16 protein-coding genes are annotated in these 14553 nt (G+C 59.9%); 5 read left to right on the top strand and 11 right to left on the bottom strand.

What is annotated here, in order from left to right; all coding sequences use genetic code 11:
* The first annotated feature begins 20 nt into the window (after positions 1-20).
* A complete protein-coding gene (locus R4P70_RS29840; RefSeq protein ID WP_317833252.1) occupies positions 21-704 on the top strand; it encodes a DUF305 domain-containing protein in 684 nt (227 codons plus the stop codon).
* Between the two features lie 313 nt (positions 705-1017).
* Here R4P70_RS29840 and ccsB read toward each other — a convergent pair whose 3' ends face one another.
* From ccsB to R4P70_RS29820, 4 genes are read right to left on the bottom strand one after another with little or no spacing between them, the layout of a single operon-like run.
* On the bottom strand, positions 1018-1995 hold the full coding sequence (gene ccsB, locus R4P70_RS29835; RefSeq protein ID WP_317833250.1) for a c-type cytochrome biogenesis protein CcsB: 978 nt from the start codon (positions 1993-1995) through the stop codon (positions 1018-1020).
* Entirely contained in the window at positions 1982-3619 is a 1638-nt protein-coding gene (locus tag R4P70_RS29830; protein ID WP_317833248.1) for a cytochrome c biogenesis protein ResB, read from the bottom strand. The genes ccsB and R4P70_RS29830 overlap by 14 nt, the downstream gene beginning before the upstream one ends.
* Complete coding sequence (locus R4P70_RS29825; RefSeq protein WP_317833246.1) at positions 3616-4422, bottom strand: cytochrome c biogenesis CcdA family protein; 807 nt, start codon at positions 4420-4422, stop codon at positions 3616-3618. The genes R4P70_RS29830 and R4P70_RS29825 overlap by 4 nt, the downstream gene beginning before the upstream one ends.
* Positions 4419-5048 carry a TlpA disulfide reductase family protein gene (locus R4P70_RS29820; protein ID WP_411742493.1) on the bottom strand — a complete coding sequence of 210 codons (630 nt, stop codon included), beginning with the start codon at positions 5046-5048 and terminating at the stop codon, positions 4419-4421. Before R4P70_RS29820 ends, R4P70_RS29825 begins: the two co-directional genes overlap by 4 nt.
* A 160-nt stretch (positions 5049-5208) precedes the next feature.
* On the opposite strand from R4P70_RS29820, the gene R4P70_RS29815 reads away from it, so the two are divergent.
* Positions 5209-5454 carry a hypothetical protein gene (locus R4P70_RS29815; RefSeq protein WP_317833244.1) on the top strand — a complete coding sequence of 82 codons (246 nt, stop codon included), beginning with the start codon at positions 5209-5211 and terminating at the stop codon, positions 5452-5454.
* A 143-nt stretch (positions 5455-5597) separates the two neighbouring features.
* Here the strand turns inward: R4P70_RS29815 and R4P70_RS29810 are convergent, their stop codons facing one another.
* The 3 genes from R4P70_RS29810 to lnt all read right to left on the bottom strand — a co-directional run bounded on the left by R4P70_RS29810 (position 5598) and on the right by lnt (position 8905).
* Complete coding sequence (locus tag R4P70_RS29810) at positions 5598-5996, bottom strand: TlpA disulfide reductase family protein (RefSeq protein WP_317833242.1); 399 nt, start codon at positions 5994-5996, stop codon at positions 5598-5600.
* Positions 5997-6408: 412 nt separating this feature from the next.
* Positions 6409-7263: a M23 family metallopeptidase gene (locus R4P70_RS29805; RefSeq protein WP_317833240.1), complete on the bottom strand. Its 855-nt coding sequence runs from the start codon at positions 7261-7263 to the stop codon at positions 6409-6411.
* Between the two features lie 106 nt (positions 7264-7369).
* Entirely contained in the window at positions 7370-8905 is a 1536-nt protein-coding gene (lnt, locus tag R4P70_RS29800) for an apolipoprotein N-acyltransferase (RefSeq protein WP_317833295.1), read from the bottom strand.
* A gap of 378 nt (positions 8906-9283) precedes the next feature.
* Here lnt and R4P70_RS29795 point away from each other — a divergent pair, with 378 nt between their 5' ends.
* Both R4P70_RS29795 and R4P70_RS29790 read left to right on the top strand, forming a co-directional pair.
* Positions 9284-9454 (top strand): hypothetical protein, encoded by a 171-nt coding sequence (locus R4P70_RS29795; protein ID WP_317833238.1) that lies wholly within the window; start codon positions 9284-9286, stop codon positions 9452-9454.
* Complete coding sequence (locus R4P70_RS29790; protein WP_317833236.1) at positions 9451-9765, top strand: MMPL family transporter; 315 nt, start codon at positions 9451-9453, stop codon at positions 9763-9765. The genes R4P70_RS29795 and R4P70_RS29790 overlap by 4 nt, the downstream gene beginning before the upstream one ends.
* 59 nt (positions 9766-9824) lie before the next feature.
* Here the strand turns inward: R4P70_RS29790 and R4P70_RS29785 are convergent, their stop codons facing one another.
* From R4P70_RS29785 to R4P70_RS29770, 4 genes are all read right to left on the bottom strand, one after another.
* A complete protein-coding gene (locus R4P70_RS29785; RefSeq protein ID WP_317833234.1) occupies positions 9825-10001 on the bottom strand; it encodes a hypothetical protein in 177 nt (58 codons plus the stop codon).
* Positions 10002-10599: 598 nt separating this feature from the next.
* Positions 10600-11076 (bottom strand): hypothetical protein, encoded by a 477-nt coding sequence (locus tag R4P70_RS29780; protein WP_317833232.1) that lies wholly within the window; start codon positions 11074-11076, stop codon positions 10600-10602.
* A gap of 339 nt (positions 11077-11415) precedes the next feature.
* Positions 11416-12876 carry an NlpC/P60 family protein gene (locus tag R4P70_RS29775; RefSeq protein WP_411742495.1) on the bottom strand — a complete coding sequence of 487 codons (1461 nt, stop codon included), beginning with the start codon at positions 12874-12876 and terminating at the stop codon, positions 11416-11418.
* An 808-nt stretch (positions 12877-13684) separates the two neighbouring features.
* Positions 13685-14005, bottom strand: a complete 321-nt coding sequence (locus tag R4P70_RS29770; RefSeq protein WP_317833228.1) for a hypothetical protein — start codon at positions 14003-14005, stop codon at positions 13685-13687.
* Between the two features lie 328 nt (positions 14006-14333).
* On the opposite strand from R4P70_RS29770, the gene R4P70_RS29765 reads away from it, so the two are divergent.
* Positions 14334-14510 (top strand): hypothetical protein, encoded by a 177-nt coding sequence (locus R4P70_RS29765; RefSeq protein WP_317833226.1) that lies wholly within the window; start codon positions 14334-14336, stop codon positions 14508-14510.
* Positions 14511-14553 lie beyond the last annotated feature (43 nt).

The raw sequence follows: 14553 nt of genomic DNA, 5'->3' as shown, positions 1-14553 counted from the left end.
ACCGAAAGGGATTCCCCGGCATGAAGAAAGTCCTGGCAATCAGCGCTGCTGCAGCTGCAGCCATATTCGTCCTCACCGCATGTAACAGCTCCAACACCAATGAAAACACCTCCACCTCAACAACAATGAGTGCCGAGTCGAGCACAGCAGTGAACGCAAGCGTCCACAATCAGGCAGACGTGACATTCGCCGAGCAGATGATCCCGCATCACAGTCAAGCCGTCGAGATGAGCGACATGCTCCTGTCCAAAGACGGCATCGATCCCCGCGTGACCACGTTGGCAGAGCAGATCAAGGCAGCACAGGGCCCAGAGATCGAACAACTCCAAACCTGGTTGACTACCTGGGGACAGAGCTCGACCCCTTCCTCTGGCATGGACATGCCGACCACGTCCCACAGCATGGAAGGGATGACCCCGTCCACCAGCATGGGAATGATGCCCTCCACCAGCATGGGAATGATGCCCGGCATGGAAGGGATGATGTCTGCCGAGGACATGACAGCGTTACAGAATGCGCAAGGAACTGATGCCGCGAAACTGTTCCTCACACAGATGATCGATCATCACCGCGGCGCTGTCGCCATGGCGCAAACCGAAGTTGATTCCGGACAGTACCCAGAAGCTATCGCCATGGCACAAACCATCATTAGCACGCAAAACCTGGAAATCACCACGATGGAAGGCATTCTCGCCTCGCTGTGATCGAGGATGAAGGGGGCATCGCTCAGATATCGATCTGATGTGAATGCGCCCGGGCTCGGTGTCACTGCTCGGACATGATCCGGGGAGAGGCACCGAGTCTTCTATTTGACCGGTCGACGCCACCAAAGGCGGCATTGACCTTGTGTAGAGGAACCTCCTAGTATTCACCTAAATTCGGCCCGTGAACTGTTGCGTTGCAGTATGTTTCATTCGTTTGCCCTCAGACGATCTAGGTCGCTACGAACACACTGAACCTTGCACGCGCGGGTGCAACCTGGACGAAGCGACCACCACAAATCCATCTGATCCCCTGTCAGTTGAGCCCTGCGTACGAATGGAGACCGGAGACGACCATGTTGATGATGAAGAGGTTGAACAGCATGGCTACAAATCCCGCAATGTTTATCCACGCGGCACGGGTATCGCGCCAACCAGAAGTGGCACGCGCGTGCAGATACGCCGCGTAGATCACCCAGGCGATGAAGGAGACCGTTTCCTTGGGATCCCACCCCCAGAACCTACCCCAGGCCGCTTCCGCCCAGATCGCTCCCAGAACCACCCCTGCCCCGAAGAGTGGGAACGCGAAGATTGTTGTCTTGTAAGCCAGTCGATCCAACACGTGAGCTTCGGGTAGACGACGCATCCATGTGCCGAGCTTCGAGTCGACGCTACTGTGGGCAAACCGGAGTCTCAGCAGAAACAGCATGCTCGATACGCCGGAGATCAGGAATACCCCACTACCGATCGAGACGATCGATACGTGGATCGGAAGCCAATACGATTGCAGGGCAGGAACGACGGGGGCGGCATTCGCGTACAGAACTGTTCCTGCCACGAACATGAGAATGAGGATTGGTATCAGAGCGAAGACCCACAGGGTTCGCAGATCAGGTCTTCTTAACAGGATCAGTCCGGCGAGTACTGCCGCCGCGCATGTCAAGGTGACGAATTCATACATGTTGCCCCAGGGCACTCGTTGAGTCGCCACCCCGCGAAGGACAAGCGCACCAAGATGGAACACGAATGCGACTACCACCAGGCTCAACCCCATGTTGCCGAGCCGATCCGACATCGACCGAGGTGGAGATTCGACGATTCGCCCAGGGACTCTCGCATCGAACGCTGGTGGTACGGGGCCGGCACTCACCCCTACGGGCACCGTCAGTTTCAGCGACTCTGTGCGCACCGAGGCAAGCTGCGCACAGAAGAGGATAAGGGCAAGTAGATACACGACGAATGCCGTGCCGTAGCTGAGATCGCTGTATCGGGAAAGGGTTTCATTGATCGCCATGTCGCTCTTCTCTGCGGGCCGGTCCTTCGGTTTGCCAGATACGCCTGTGAACGGTGTCGAATTCTGCGCCCCATCCGGCGTGGTCCGTTCTCGCCAGTCCCCCGAGTTCAATCAGCGATACCTGACCGAGGTCCGTTGTCTTCGACGTGATCCGTACCCAGATCCTGCGACGCTTGATCACAAGCGAGGTGATCAGACCTGTAATCATGGTGATGGCGAAGACAAGTACCCAAACCTGAGCCGGGTCGTGAGAAACCTGAAGATTTGCGAATTCCTTTGCGCCGTCGAATGTCACTCGTGTGCCGTCCGGCAAGATGGACGATTCCCCTGGCCGTAGATTGACTCGCGCTTGCTTGGTGAGGCGGCCCTGGTTGATCATCTCGGTATTCAGGCTGAAGATCGACTGCGGAATGCCGGTATCCAGACCTGTGTCCCCTTTGTAGATGTCGATGGCAACCGCCGGGTCGCGCATGTCCGGAAACGCTGACGTGAGAAGGGTGCCGTTGAATGCCGCAGTGGGAGCGAACAGTCCCTCGACGGCGATCTGGTTGTTGCGACGCTCCTCAGCCGATGAGTAGGTGCCCCCTGGTGGGTCGAATCGCAGCGCGCCACTGCTGAGGAAGGTCGTGGCGTCGTCCGGACGAAATTGCAGTGATTCCGTACGCGACTGACCGTCGGGGAAAGTGACAGTGAACTGGGGCGCGTATCCGTGCCCTGTCAGGTACACGCGTTCGCCCCCAATTCTCAGCGGCGAGTTCACTTTCAGTTGATAGCTGTTCCATTGACCGTCGTCTGTTGCACCCTCTTGGTATGAAATGTTGGAGGTGAACATTGAGGCTTGACCATTGTCTAGATAGTCGGCGGTGAAGTCGTTGACCCGGATACAGAAAGGTTCGAGACCGGTTCCGTCCGTTGCATTTCCAGTCTTGAACGAGTCGTAGACGGCGGGCGATGTGTTGCAGAATCCGGGTCCGCCGTCGGCGATGACGATGACGGACCCCTCGTATCCGAACAACTTGCCGACCGCAATCGCGACGAGCAGTCCGAGAAGCGAGAAGTGAAAGAGTAAGTTTCCGGCTTCTCGGAGATACCCCTTTTCGGCGGAAAGCTCGGTTGCTCCGTCGTCTGCTGTGCGTACCGCAAGCCGCCATCGGGGCAACGCTGCACGGATGCGTTCGACTGCGGCGGTGGAATCGGCGCTCAGTTCCGCGGCATGGTGATGCGGAAGTCGTGACAGATTCCGCGGAGCGCGGACCGGTGTGCTGCGCAGAGCGCGGAGGTGCTCTGCGAGGCGCGGGATCAAACACCCGATGAGCGATACAAACAGTAGAACGTAGATGGCCGTGAACCAGGAACTGGAGAAGACATCGAACAGTTCGATCTTGTCCATCCACCCTCCGAGGGTGGGACGTGCGGCTATATACGCGCTGACTTTGCCCACGTTGAGGTTTCGTTGTGGCAAGAGCGCGCCGGGTACAGCTGCCAGCGCGAGTAGGAACAGCAGAACCAATGCGGTGCGCATCGAGGTCAGTTTGCGCCACGTGTTGCGCACCAGAGCGACTGCAGCGCCGATGAACGAGCGGCGTTGGAGCTGTTTCGTCTCGCGTGCGTCTGGATGGGTCATATCGGTAGCACCACGTTGCTGACGAATTCGTCACGAATCCATGAGACGAACAGTTCCCAGAATCCGGTCAACAAAGCGAGTCCGACGAGGATCAGCATGACACCGCCGAAGATTTGGATGCCTCGCGAGTGTCGACGAAGCCATCCAACGCCGCGAAGCGCTTTCGACGATCCGAAGGCGAGTGCGATGAACGGAAGACCCAGACCCAAGCAGTACGCAATGATCAACACGACACCGCGTGCAGCCGTCGCCCCTTGTGTGCCGGCGGTGACGGACAGGACTCCAGCCAGCGTCGGCCCTAGGCATGGGGTCCACCCCAGTCCGAACACGGCGCCCAGCAAGGGGGCGCCTGCCAAACTGGACAGGCGGCGGGGCCTGGGACGGGTATCGCGCTGAAGCGCTGGGACTAGTCCGATGAATGTCATTCCCATCACGACGGTGATCACACCGCCGATCCTTTGCAGGAGTTCCCTGTTGAATTGCAACATCCCCATGACTCCGAAGACCGAGGCAGTGGCGAGGACGAAAACCACCGTGAATCCGGCAACGAACAGGACAGCGGCCCCGGTCACCCGCCAGCGACCAGTCGTGATTACTTTCGTGTCACCGTCGGTGGAAGATGGTGTCTCAGCGCCGGATATTCCTGCGAGATAGGACAAATAGCCCGGGACGAGTGGAATACAGCAGGGTGAGGCGAAGGAGACCAACCCTGCCAGGGAGGCCGCAAGGAGCGCGACGATCAAGGGGCCTGTAGCCACCGCATTCTGAAAAGTGGTTCCCAAGTCCTGTGCAAGCACGGTCATTCCGCGGCCACCCGTTCGATCACGGGTGTGAGATCGTCTGCGAGCAGAGCTTTCAGGAAGACGCCGGCGACTCGGTGTTGACGATCGAGAACCAGAGTCGACGGAATCACACTGGTCGGATAATTCCCGCCCAGAGCGGCCAGGGTGCGCATCGGCGGGTCGTAGATGGAGGGGTAGGTCACCTGGTTGTCGACGACGAAGTCCTGGGCTTTGTCGCGTTGTGGATCTCGGACATTGATGCCCAGGAACTGCACGCCGAGATCTCGAGTGGCTTCGTACGACGTTTCGAGGTCGTCGGCTTCGGCGCGGCACGGTGCGCACCACTGCCCCCAGAGGTTGATCACGACCACTTGGCCTGCATAGTCGTCGAGCGAGACGTGTTCTCCTTCTTTCATCAGGTTCGGACCTGCGAGAGTGCCAATCGATCCGCGTGTTTCTGGTGGGTCATAGAAGATTTCGGTCTGTCCACCTGGAGATACGAAGTCGAAGCTACCGCCTTGCGCAACAGCATCTGTGCCAGTTGCACACGAGGTCGCGCCGAGTGCGACTATTGCAGCAGGCGCCAGTCCTCGCAGGATTCGATGGATGCGTCTCGCGCTCGGGTGAGGTGTTGCGAGTCCGGCCATCACAGATTGTCCCGATGCTGACGCCGGTCGAGATCTGTTATCGGGCTGAACTTTCCGACCGGATGACTGGTTATGGGCACTGCGCAACCCTTCGGTAAACTACGTACTGTAATACTAAGTAGCATAGTATCTGGGTCGGTAAACCGAACCGGAGGAGGATATGACGAAAGATTCCCTGTACACACCTGAATATCGCCGCGAACGTCGCCGGCACGCGCTCGGTTGGGTTCTCGTAGGCCTCGGCGCGGCGATGGCCCTGCTCCACGTCATCACACACCTTGGCCAACTTCATTTCCTGTCATCGGCGGCATGGCAGGACCTACTGCTCGGCTACCCGATGGCGTTCGCGATCGCCGGACTCGGATTCCTCTGCGTACTGGCACGCTCCCGACCCTCGCGGTCGTAACTCGGCAAAAGTCTCCCGGATCGCGCCCTGCTACGGTCAGGATCGGCTTCGCTGACTATCCGGTAGATGTGTCGCGACCGGATAACACTCAGACTGGATCTACCGTGATGCTCGCAGCACGATTCTTCTTCTCCCACAAGGTGTTATCGCACCATTCGTGCGAGAGCATCCCGAATTTGCTGCTTGTCACGGAAGACCGGAGGGTTGGTAATTCGTTCGACACTGCCGTCGCGTTGCACGACGAAACTCAGGGGCAGCACCGGTGGTGCGACGAGCGTTCGTTGCACCGCATCCGCGTCGCCGAACGAGGGATAGTGCACGCCGAGCTCGGCGAGCAGCGCCAAGGCGGACGACTGGCTGTCCTGCACGTTGATACCGACGACTCTCACTGCATCCGATTCCTCCGCGTATGCGCCCAGAACGGGAATTTCCTCTCGGCAGGGTGCGCACCACGACGCCCACAGGTTGATCAATGTCGGCTCACCCGCGAGTGCGCCTCCCAAGTCGACCATTTCCTCGGAACCGAGGCATGAGACGTACACGCTGGAAAGCTGTCCAGAGATGGACCTCTGCAGATCAGGCAGTGGACAAGGTTGCAACGCCGCTGCGACCGCGAGTGAGGAAAGGGCGGCGTCGTCGGACCGTGCCGACCCCCCCACATGGGAGGCCTGTGGAGTAGGCGACTGCGACACTTCGGCCGATTGACGCGCTCGGGGCCACATCGCCGCCACGAGCAGAGCGATGATCGCAAGTGCGAAAAACGTCCACCGCCATTGAGTTCGCATCTGATCATCTTTCGTTCATGTCAATGTCTGTCGGTGCACAGGATTTCTCGACGCCTCGTCCCCGGAGTGACGATAGCCAACACGCCACGGCGATTGCGCCCCGAACACGTTGTTTTGCAAAATCTTTCAGAACAAAATAGTGCACTCGTCGGTGCGCTTCGTCGAAGTATCAGGAACTGGTGTAATCGGTAACTTCCACGCCCCGCGATGCGAGCCACTGCTTGGGATCGACCTTTTGCCCCGAGGGGTCTGCAATCTCGAAGTGCAGGTGAGGTCCGGTGGATTGGCCACGGTTTCCCACTGTCGCGATTTGTTCGCCGACGCTTACTTGCTGCCCAACGCTGACGAGCGTTTCGTTGATGTGACCGTAGGTACTGATCGAGCCGTCGTCATGTTGCAGCCGAACCCACAGCCCGAATCCGGAAGCCGGTCCGGAGTCAATGACGGTCCCGTCGGTGACAGCGTAGATCGGTGTCCCGATCTCGTTCGCAATATCGAGCCCCGTGTGCGTGGTGCCCCATCGAGGGCCGAAATCTGAAGTGAGAGTACCGGCCACAGGCTTGATCGTGCGTGCGGCTGATCCCGTTGTGGTGGATCCTGTTGCGACAGGTATCGACACGGCGGATTCGAGGGCTGTCCGCTGTTCGGCCAGCCATGCACCTTTGGCAAGGTGATCAACCAACTCGTCGGCGCCGGCCCTCGTCGGAAGAACAAGTGCCTGGGCCGGGGCGGCAAACGCAACGGCGCCAGTCGCCGAATCAGTCGTCGTACGGGTCTGCTCGGACTCGTCGTGGACCGTGTGCGCACTCGCCAGGGCAGGGCTGGAGATCTGGCTTCCGGCGGCGATCAGCGCCCCCGCTGCAACTGCCATCGTGGCCGCGACCACCGCATGGTCCCCGCTGCGGTCGACGCTCCGATGCCGTCCCCGGACGGCAACCGGGCAATCTTCTGAAGCGACTGCCATCGCCACGAGTTCACTGACATGCCGGGATTTGGCGCCGGCTTCCTTACGATGACGGGACAAAACTGCACTCCTCCGGGTTGTTGCACTACGCGTATTTGCGATGTGGCCCACCCCTGCAGAGCAGCACCTCCATCCGAATGTAACGAAATGATATACGAAAAAACTCTCAATTACTATTGTTCTTAGTAGGTGGGGCGGGGCGCCTCATCCGCAAGATGGCCACCAGCAGTGCTCCGAGGGCAAGTACGGAGATCAGGATTTCGGGCGCAGGTCCGATCCGTGTCGCCGTAGTCGTGTCCGGGCGCAGTCCGACATCTGCAACGAGGACGTCGCCGGTGAAGATTCCGCTTTGCCGAAGGACGGCACCGTCGGACTCGATGATCGCGCTGACGCCACTGGTTGCCGCCACGAGCACAGGGCGCCCGTGTTCAACCGCTCGAACACGGGACATCGCGAGCTGCTGATACGTCATATCGGTACGCCCGAATGTGGCATTATTTGTTGGGACCGTGATGATTTGGGCACCGTTTTGCACAGAGTCCCGCACCAGATCGTCGAACGCGACTTCGTAGCACGTGGCGACAGCTGTGGGTGTGCCGTTGAGAGTGACGACACCGTCACCGCCGCCCGGGACGAAATTTCCGGCCTGGGCGGCGTAGGGCGACAGAGCTTCCATCACACTGCGCAGCGGGAGATATTCGCCGAACGGGACGAGTTTCCGTTTGACGTGCTGCTCCCCCGGACCGGAATCGGGCCCCCACACGATCGCACTGTTCAACGTCGCTCCGTCATCGCGTACGAGCACCGTCCCGACCAAGATGGGCACCCCGACTGCCCGCGCAGCATCGGTGATGATCGCTGCCGCGTCACGATTGCGCAACGGGTCGATGTCCGACGCATTCTCGGGCCAGATGACCAACTCCGGCCGAGGCAACCGTCCTGCATCGATGTCCGAGGCCAACTCCTTGGTCTTTGCCGCGTGATTGTCCAACACCGCACGTCGCTGAGAATTGAAGTCCAGACCCAATCGTGGAACGTTTCCTTGAACGACGGCAACTGTGCTCGCTGTCGCGGTCTCGCGGGCAGGAGTTGCCGAGAGCACGAGCCCCGACAAGAGCGGGACCGTCACAATCGCAGCGCACGCAGCCATCCGCGTCCAATGCTTCCCGCTCAGTGCGCATATCAGTCCTGCCAGTCCACAACCCATGAGCGCGACGACGAAACTCAGACCCGGGACCCCTACGAGGCCGGCAATGGGCAACAACACTCCGTCCGCCTGCCCGAAAGCCAGACGTCCCCAAGGGAATCCTCCGAATGGAAGTCGTGATCGCACCCCTTCGAAGAAAACCCATGCCGAGGAGATCCACACCACCGAAAAGGGCAGTCGACTCAGAGCAGCGGCCATCGCACCGAAGAGCCCGATCGACACCGCTTCGATCGCCGCGAGAGCGAGCCATGGCAGCGCTCCGACGTAGACCCCCACCCAGGGCAGGAGTGGAACGAAGAACGCCAACCCGGCGAGATAGCCGTACCCGAAGCCGGCCCGTACCGACCGACCGCGGAGGATCATCACGAGGAGAACCAAACCGGCCGGAGCCAGATACCACGCAGTGCGAGGCGGGAAACTGACGTACAGCGCGCTTCCCGCGATCACAGCCCCCACAATCCTGGCAGTCACACGTGCCCACGCCCGCCTGGACATCGGTATCGAATGTTGCGGCGAGATTTCCTCGAGGAGATCGACCATCGTGGTTGATGCCTTTCACGCTGTACCTGATCTAAATCTGCATCGCACGCGAACTTTACTACTATGCAAGATAGTAGTACATGTGGTTTGATAGCCTCGAACGCGTTGCAATGACCGAGCACGACGGACCGCACATGATCTGTCGACCGTTGCACTGGACCGGAAGCTGTAAGTTACGGTGCAGCAACGTAATACCGTCACTGTGCTATATGATACGAGGCCCGTCGGCAATCGACGTCGAAGCACCGCCGCCCGCCGCCGACCCTGCACGCGCCACACAGACGTTGGTTTCGGATTTTCCCTCAATCGGAGAAGGAGCGACTCTCCTCTTCCGTGGCCGCAGCGGGACCCCCGAGTGCCGCGGAGATCAACGATGTCGTGTCCGCGGCCGTTCGAGTCGACGGAATTGCCCGGACATTCGTCGTCGTCTCGAAGAACGACACGGTCGTTGCACAAGCACTTTTCACTGATGCTTCCCCCCGCAAGGCCAAGGCAGTGAGGTGATCGCAAACCTGCGGGCACTGTCCATACCCGCAGACACCGAACTCCTGGTCGGGGGAAGCCAAGCAACATTCGATGATGGAAACTCCGCGATCAAGCGCCGGCCTCCGGCGATATTGTCCATCATGATCGCGTCGACTCTGCTCCTGCTTCTCACTGTCGGCTCGGACGTCCTTCCACTCAAAGCCGTCACGATGGCATGCTTAAGTCTGACCGCGACCTTCGGCGCATTGACGTGGATCTTCCAGTTAGGCAACGGGACCCAATGGATCGGCGTCACCCCAGCTCCCCTCGAAGCGACCTCGTGGTCCTGATTCTCGCGATCGTGTTCGGCCGGTCCACCGACTACGAGGTGTTCCTCATGGCACGAATGTCAGAGGCTCGCCTCCACGGAAGACACCGTCAGGCTCGGGGCCGAGCGCACCGGACGGGTGATTACAGCGGCCGCTCTCCTACTGATCGTCGCCACCGGAACCTTCACACTGCCTGGGCTCTCGATCATGAGATTCTTGGGCGCGGGAATGATCTGGGCGTTGGCTCTCGACGCCACTCTTGCGGATGCTGCTTGTCCCCGCGTTGACGAAACCGATGGGGAGTCCAATTGGTGGTCGCCACAGTGGTTCTCGCGCATCCACTCGTGGAACGGCAACGCCGACCGTGCCACCACCGCGCGAACATCCACGAGGAAAAACCCGCAACCCTCAAGTAGTGGTAAAGACTGGAAGCAGGATGAAGGCGGCGAGCCTCATTCAGGCTCATCCCGACCGATGCTGCGCCATCATATGGACCCGCGTGGGTGATCGAATCGCCGAAAGTTCCCGCATCACAGGAAGTTTTGCCCTATTCCACAACGCGACGACGATCAAAATTCGCTGGGCCGGCCAGAACCGCGACATCTCCGCCGTACTCAACGAACCTGGACGCGGCTCCGTATCACTCCCGAATTCCGATAAGACCGATGCGAGTCCCGGATTCTCCGTGCTCAGCCGGGCACAATGTGGAGCTGGCGGGTCTCTTCGGTGCGGGGATCGACCACCCGCAGACCACAAAGCAGTTGGCGCTCCCGAACGCCGGATACCGACGTTCGGGAGGGTGAAATCAAAGTTCTCCGCGCCACACGGAGCAGCCATCAGCATCGTTTGCGGTCTCTATCCCCGTTCGGAGGCCACAGTGCCGATCAGGTCTTTCGACACAGGAACTCCCACCGCGCACGACCGCTCACCTTTCAGTCGCTGCCGAAAAGCCGCCGCCATCAAGCACAATGAAATCAGACCCAGCACAGGCTGTATCGGTGCCCACACGTTCAGAGCACCCGTCACACCGACAGTCATGATCACCAGTTTGTTGCACACCGGACAACCAACGGCCAACAGGGACAGCGCATTGCTGCCGATACCGATACGCGAGGGCGCGGCAGAACTCGATCGCGATCGAACATACGTCGCGAGTATCAATCCACTCAACATCGCAGTCGCCATCCACACCGGATAGTTCCACCACAGCACCGGAGTCATCCGCTGATAGAACGAGGTCGGAACTATACCGGTGGGTACGCCCACGATGAGCGCTGCAGCTATCGCGCCTGCCAATGCAGTGATCCAACGCCAGACCGACCAACTCGCCATCGCCTACAAACCCTCCCCGCACCGTTAACTACTAATATGGATAGTAGTTCATGGTGCTTGTGTGTGGACTCGGCTATCCGCCCCGAGTGCCCGTTGGAGCCCACCCGTCGGGTTCTCGCCCCGGGCCGGCCACCGGTTTCTGCGGAGATACTCGCGAATACTCGACCGCTGCTGATTCTGTTGCCCGCGTGGTGACTGTATGGCGAGCGTGTGACTGCGTGGGCCGCCCTACGTCGGTGGCGGGGTTCGGTCGGTGGCGGGGTTCGGCGGGCTTCTGGTTCGTCGACGCGCCTACGGCGACCAGGGGGTCAGTCGCAGCGGTCACTGCCGGGACGGCATCTAGAGGAGCCTGGTCACGTTGGGAACCATGCCATCCCAACGTACTGGGGAAACCTTGACCATATCGCCTGATTGCGGCGCTTCGAGCATCTGGTTATTGCCGAGGTAGAGCGCTTCATGCTGACTTGCGTTGGGGCCGTAGAAGATCAGGTCGCCTCGCTTCATTTGAGATGCTGGAACCTGCCTTCCCGCAGTGTACTGATATCCGGAATAGTGCGGGAGCGAGATTCCCACACCCGCAAACGCATACATCATGATTCCGGAACAGTCGAAACCGACGTTCTCGAAGTCGCCGAAGCTATCCGCGACTCCACCGTCACGTATTCCGAGGGTCGGTCCGTTTGCGTCCCCGCCTCCCCATGAGTAGCGCACACCGAGCTGTGACATTGCGCGGTCGATAACGGTTTCGATGGCGACATCGCCCGTGGCCTGGTTCTCACCACCACTTTCCTCACCGCCGGGCGGTGGTGTCGTTGGTGTCGTCGTTACCGTCGGCACCCTCACCGGAGAGGAGGGAGCAGTCGTCGTTACCGTCGGTACCCTCACCGGGGCAGTCGGGGTGGTCGGCACCTTCATTTCGGAGGGAGGGTCATTGCTGATTTGCGTATGTGGTCGCTGCCTGCTGGCAATGTCCGCTGCCCGATCACGGGCCGCTTGATCTGCTGCGACCCGGGCCGCTGCCTCCGAAGCTGCTTGCTGTGCTGCTGCAACTGCCGCAGCTGCAGCTGCCTCTTCTGCCCGACGCTGAATATCCCATTGGGTATAGACCTGCCGCTGATTCTGTAGTCCCACCACGCTGTTTCGAGCTGCGTCCAACTCGACTTGCGCCGAATCGCGCTCTTTCATGACGCCGGCCTGTTGGTTCGCTGCCGATTCCTGCGCATCCGTCACGCGCTGGATAGCTTCCACCGCCCGCGCCTTGTTGCCTTCCGCTGTCACTGCGGCAGCGTCGGCAACCGATTGGGCTGCCCGAGCCGAAGACTCCTTGTTCGATTGGGTCGTTCGCGCGCGTTGAAGGTCGTCCATCACCGCGTTGTGTTTCTTCGTAATCATCCGTACCAGATCAGCTTTGGCCAAGAGATCTTCAGGACTGTCGGTACCGAGGAAGACCGTCAGCGAGCCGGCCGTGCTGCCCTGCCGGTAACTAGCTGCGACGAAATCGTCGAACTGCCTCTGCGCCAACTCGATTGCCTGCCCTGCCACCCCCATATCCGTGCGTGCTGCGGTCACCGCAGCAGCGGCGACCGCAGCGACATCACGCGACGTCTGTAGGTCCACCAGCGCTTTGTTCACGTCCTCCCGCTTGATCGCTACCTGTGAAGCGATCTCGGCGAGTCGAGCATTGGCCGAGGCCACGTCATTGATCAGCTCACCGATACGACCCAGGTTTTGATTCACCTTCGAGCCGGCCTGCTGCAACTGGGAATCGCTCGGATTCGGTGGTGGCGCCGGAACTGCCATGGCGACGCCGGGAAAGGATGCAACTATCAATCCGGCAAGAGCCAAACCGAGGACAGCCCGATTAATTCGGGCACGCACGCATACCGGTTGAATTCGTTGCTTCACAACACCCCCTGCGACGTGGTGGCTCAGCTGACCCGATACACCCATGTACTAAGGACCATAGTAGATAATTATCGCCAACTGCCCCATATGACAAAACGCGCCACATCTTTCTCTTGAGCACCAGTGTTCGATCGACTGCACGAAACCCATCGTTCCCGCAGGGCATTGACATCGAGCTGCGGCGTGGCGAACTCAAGAACTGGTGTCGTTCACGCCTTGTTGAATCGTCGCCAAGTCAGATCGACCCACCTCCGGCCGCACGGGTGAACAAAATGTGCAAAAGTGCAAAAGTGCAACTATGGTCGCATCACGCGATTACTGTTGCGCCCTATGAAGGTTCGCTACAGGTCGACGGCAACCGCCGCCGTGTGCAGCTCCCCGGTCTGACACTCTCCGAACAGTCGTCAGTCGCCGGATTTGGAGAGTGCCGCGGGGATGTCGAAGTCCGGGCCACGCTGATCGCCGCCGATGGGGGGTCGGTCGGGTCCGCAAGGCGAAACTTTGTGCGCGGAATGCAGTGACGTGAATGCAGGCATCCACATGGAGCTGCATGCCGGAGATACCCAGCGCCCCGCATGCAGTCGCGGATCGCGATACGCGCAGGCAATAGCCTCGGCCGCCGAGATAGAAGTCTGCGGAAAAACCGCGATCATAGTCGTGCTCGACGACCAAACCGGTCGGGGTCCTCGGCCTTGCAGATCAACTACGCGCCGATGTCCGCGGCGTCGTCGACGAACTGACCACCCTCACCGGGCACACTCCGGTTTTGCTCACCGGCGACAATCCCCGCGCCGCTGCCGCACCCGCCGCACAGGTCGGGATCACCATGGTCCACACCGGATCCGACCTCGACACCGCCGCCGCCGTCGTCCGCGACGAACTCGCCGCCGTCGTCCGCGACGAACTCGCCACCATCGCGCGTGTGATCGCCCTCTCGCGTCGTGCACGGCACATCGTGATCGCCAACCTCACGATCGCCGCCATCTCTATTGCTGTACTCGTACTGCGGGACCTGTTCAAGCACTTACCTTTACCCCTTGGTGTCGCAGGACATGAAGGCTCCACCGTCATCGTTGAACTCAACCGGATGAGAGTACTCTCGCAACGTGCTTGGCACCGAACTCGAACTACGCAGAGAGCACCCCCTGTATCTCGCAGAGGGTTGAGGTATTCCGCCAATGACGAAAAACGAGTTGGGTGATCGTAATTGACTGCGAAGGAAAACTCACCGTGCACGCCTACGAACTGCGACCCCTCCATAGGCCACGCGCCATCAACAACCTACTATGAACGATAGTAGGTCGTTGATCGAGGGTCACCCCGGACCGTTCGATCCAGACAAGGGAGACCCCATGAGTTTGACTCCGTTCCTCGTCGTAGTTCTCGGGATTCCGGTAGGAATGGCCGCGATAATTGGCCTGGTGTCGATGGGTCACGAGAAGGGCAATCACAAGAGCAGTGCGGAGCGAAAGATGCAACGCCTCCGTTCGGAGGTTAACCGACTCAATTCCAAGAATGTAGCGCGCTAACCCAAACCCGACATCAGACCAACCTCGGAACAGGACCTGCTCG

The organism is Rhodococcus sp. IEGM 1241, assembly GCF_033142365.1.
Classification (GTDB): Bacteria; Actinomycetota; Actinomycetes; order Mycobacteriales; family Mycobacteriaceae; genus Rhodococcus_F; species Rhodococcus_F erythropolis.
This window is presented reverse-complemented; position numbering and strand designations above follow the sequence as displayed.

Bases quoted from the DNA above. Each gene is read 5' to 3' on its own strand.
- R4P70_RS29815 (WP_317833244.1), top strand. From the start codon at position 5,209: ATGACGAAAGATTCCCTGTACACACCTGAATATCGCCGCGAACGTCGC.
- R4P70_RS29820 (WP_411742493.1), bottom strand. From the start codon at position 5,048: ATGGCCGGACTCGCAACACCTCACCCGAGCGCGAGACGCATCCATCGA.
- R4P70_RS29775 (WP_411742495.1), bottom strand. From the start codon at position 12,876: ATGGCAGTTCCGGCGCCACCACCGAATCCGAGCGATTCCCAGTTGCAG.
- R4P70_RS29765 (WP_317833226.1), top strand. From the start codon at position 14,334: ATGAGTTTGACTCCGTTCCTCGTCGTAGTTCTCGGGATTCCGGTAGGA.
- ccsB (WP_317833250.1), bottom strand. From the start codon at position 1,995: ATGGCGATCAATGAAACCCTTTCCCGATACAGCGATCTCAGCTACGGC.
- lnt (WP_317833295.1), bottom strand. From the start codon at position 8,905: ATGTCCAGGCGGGCGTGGGCACGTGTGACTGCCAGGATTGTGGGGGCT.
- R4P70_RS29825 (WP_317833246.1), bottom strand. From the start codon at position 4,422: ATGACCGTGCTTGCACAGGACTTGGGAACCACTTTTCAGAATGCGGTG.
- R4P70_RS29840 (WP_317833252.1), top strand. From the start codon at position 21: ATGAAGAAAGTCCTGGCAATCAGCGCTGCTGCAGCTGCAGCCATATTC.
- R4P70_RS29830 (WP_317833248.1), bottom strand. From the start codon at position 3,619: ATGACCCATCCAGACGCACGCGAGACGAAACAGCTCCAACGCCGCTCG.
- R4P70_RS29780 (WP_317833232.1), bottom strand. From the start codon at position 11,076: ATGGCGAGTTGGTCGGTCTGGCGTTGGATCACTGCATTGGCAGGCGCG.